This window comes from Streptomyces sp. (genome assembly GCF_050698815.1).
GTDB lineage: Bacteria > Actinomycetota > Actinomycetes > Streptomycetales > Streptomycetaceae > Streptomyces.
Map to the genome: position 1 here is coordinate 1 of NZ_JBOHCV010000621.1, position 2280 is coordinate 2280.

Genomic DNA, 2280 nt, shown 5'->3' on the forward strand with positions numbered 1-2280 from the left:
GGGCACCCGGCCCCTCGGCTCCGTGCCCGCCCGACGACGCCGTCGCCCGGGCCGCACTCCTGGAGGGACCACCCGGACCTCCTGGTCCAGGGGGCCCGTCGCCGTCCGCCTCGGCACCGCCACCGGTGGCGGCCGGGCCGGTCAGGCCACCGGCGTGCTCCGGCAGACCACGCGCTTCGCGAGCCGCGATCTCCTTCAGCCGCAACGACAGCTGGAGCGGGCTCGGGCGTTCCTCCGGGGCCTTCACCAGGCACGCGCGGATGAGCGGCGCGAGGGAGGGGTGCACCTCGTCCAACTGCGGTTCCTCATGCACCACCCGGTAGAGCATCACCTCCGAACTGCCCTGTCCGAAGGGTGAGTCGGCGGTCGCCGCGTACGCCAGCGTCGCGCCCAGCGCGAACACGTCCGTCGCCGGGGTCACCAGCGCGCCCCGCACCTGCTCGGGTGCGAGAAAGCCGGGCGATCCCACAGCCGTTCCCACATGGGTGAGGGTGCTCGCGCCCGTCGCCCAGGCGATGCCGAAGTCGATGATCCGCGGCCCCTTGGGCGACAGCAGGATGTTGGACGGCTTCAGATCGCGGTGCACGACACCGGCTTCGTGCACCGCTACCAGTCCCTCGGCGAGGGCCGCTCCGATGGCGGCGACCTGAGCGGCGGGCAGCGGCCCGCTCTCGGTCACCTTGTCGTGGAGGGCGGGGCCCGGCACGTACTGCGTCGCGAACCACGGGCGGTCCGCCTCCAGATCGGCCGCGACCAGCCGGGCCGTGCAGCCGCCGCGGATGCGGCGCGCGGCCGACACCTCGCGAGCGAAGCGCGAGCGGAACTCCTGGTCCTCCGCCAGGTCGGGGCGGATCACTTTCAGCGCCACGCGCTGCCCGCGCCGGTCGGAGCCGAGATAGACCACGCCCATCCCGCCCGCTCCGAGCCGCCGGTGGAGCCGGAACGAGCCGACGACTCGCGGGTCCTCACGTCGGAGCCGCATCATCGCCATGTTGTCGCTCCCCTGCCTCCGGTGGGAGGCCCGCCCGCTGCCACTGGGCGGCCCCTTGATCCGTTACCCCGGTACGTCCGTCTGACGAGGCCCAGCTTACGGACTGCCGCCGCCCGGCGACGATAGGCCGCGCACGTGCCGCCGGACGGATTGTCAGCGCCGGGGAACGGAACCTGTCGTGCCGTCAACTGGTGTGCCACGTAGGGGTGTCACTCCTTCGTGGGCCCCCAACGTCGCTACAGGGCATGCGGTTTGACTGATCATGAGGTTCGGGGTGGAGGGGTGCATCCCGCCACACGGACTCTGCCCGGCGGGTCATCCGCTCGGCGCTGGCAGTGACGAACGGGGCCGGTGTCCGGCCCGGGCGAGGCGGTGCAGGTGAGGGAACTCACTTCGCCGGTACGCCTGGTCGGCGGGGTGTTGACCCGCTCTCCGTACCCGCCCACCGCCGGCCGGGCTGCCGTTCCGTCACCGATCCTGCACACTCCGCTTACGGGCCGGCGGCAGCCGTCCCCCTCCGGGAAGACCCGGGGACGGCGGCCCGCGCCTCCACCCTGGGGAGTATCCGAGGCGCACCGGCCTCATCCTGGGGGAGGCCACGCAGTCGATACGCGGGCATGACGACCGGCCGGTGACGCGCACCTAATCTTGAGTCAAGCGGCGGGCGCAGCACTCGTCCCCCGAGGTCAGACGCCCGCCGCCCCAGGGAAACACGACGGGAGCGGGATCATGGCGCACACAGCAGGGCGCACGGCGACCCGGATGCGGGTCAGGTGGGCGTCGATCGCCGACTTCGGCACCCGGCCGGGCGGCAGCCGTCACCCGCTGGTTGCGGCTGCCATGGTGCTGCCGCTGGCCATCCTGCTCGGCTTCGCCTTCGGCGCGGTGGAAGCGGTGGTCACACAGGCGTCGTCCGTGGCCGGAATGCTGGGGCACTGAGCGGTGCTCCAGGCTCGGGAGAGCGGCCCGAGCCGGGGATAACCCGGCCCATCAGCCCCGTGGGGACGGGGGTGCGGCGGACGGCATTGAGGTCCGGGTAGCTGGGGAGCTGCCCGGACCTCAGCTTTTCCCGGCTTTCCCGGCCCGCGTACGATCACGCACCGGGCGACGGTATCCGCCGTCGCCCGCGAGCAGGGCCCGTCACAAGGGGGACAGTGCCGACAACGCTCACCGGCCGGCTGTCCGCGCTCGCGCGTTCGGCCGGTGCACCGCCGCCGCACGTGCCGGGAGGGCGCACCGCACCGGAGTCCACCGTCCTCGCCGACCGCCCGGACGGCACGGTCGTCGGC

2 protein-coding genes are annotated in these 2280 nt (G+C 73.4%); one reads left to right on the forward strand and one right to left on the reverse strand.

Annotated elements, in window-relative coordinates; genetic code table 11:
* Positions 1 to 991: serine/threonine-protein kinase (locus tag ACRDP3_RS22485; RefSeq protein ID WP_431518807.1), on the reverse strand; the 991-nt coding region annotated here is incomplete at its 3' end.
* A gap of 729 nt (positions 992 to 1720) precedes the next feature.
* Here ACRDP3_RS22485 and ACRDP3_RS22490 point away from each other — a divergent pair.
* Complete coding sequence (locus ACRDP3_RS22490; RefSeq protein ID WP_431518808.1) at positions 1721 to 1930, forward strand: hypothetical protein; 210 nt, start codon at positions 1721 to 1723, stop codon at positions 1928 to 1930.
* The last annotated feature ends 350 nt before the right edge of the window (positions 1931 to 2280 follow it).